This window comes from Pseudomonas sp. RA_35y_Pfl2_P32 (assembly GCF_963970735.1).
Taxonomy (GTDB): domain Bacteria; phylum Pseudomonadota; class Gammaproteobacteria; order Pseudomonadales; family Pseudomonadaceae; genus Aquipseudomonas.
Genome location: NZ_CAXAQF010000175.1, coordinates 1 through 544 on the forward strand (window position 1 = coordinate 1; position 544 = coordinate 544).

Below are 544 nucleotides of genomic sequence, written 5' to 3' on the forward strand. Positions count from 1 at the left end.
CGACGGACGCGCGGTTGCGTCGATGCGCGCGGACTGTCCGCTCAACAGCGCGACGGGCAAAGCTGAGGTCTTTTTCGTCAAAGTATTTCCATGAAATGGATCGTGGAAAGATAATCGAGTTGCCGGGCAGGCACGGGAACGAGCAGACCGGTTGCAGCCGCCATCACGTTCAGACCGAGAAAGCCCATCGCGGGAGGTGGATCAAGCAGGATCACATCGAAATCGGTGATGACGCTCGATATCCCGATCCGGAGCCGTTGCAGACCTTCGCGGACGGCCTGCCCTCCCTCGCGCAACGTGGCCGTCAGATCCCATTCTGCGTCTTGCAGACCGAGACTCGACGGAACGATCTTGATTGTTGGCCACGCGGTATTGCGTATCGCAAGCGGAAAGTCATCGAACGTGCTTCGCGGCGAGAGAAACTGGCCGAGCGTCTGCTCATCTTCGAGCAAAGACTCAGGCTGGATGTCAAACATCGTCGTCGTCGATGCCTGCGGATCACAGTCGATGACGAGAACTTTGAAGCCATGTAGCGCCAAGTAAT

General features: G+C 57.7%; 1 protein-coding gene. It reads right to left on the minus strand.

Annotated elements, in window-relative coordinates:
- Positions 1–77 precede the first annotated feature (77 nt).
- Positions 78–544, minus strand: a 467-nt coding sequence (locus AACY45_RS27720; RefSeq protein WP_339548663.1) for a ParA family protein, incomplete at its 5' end; no start/stop codon positions are given.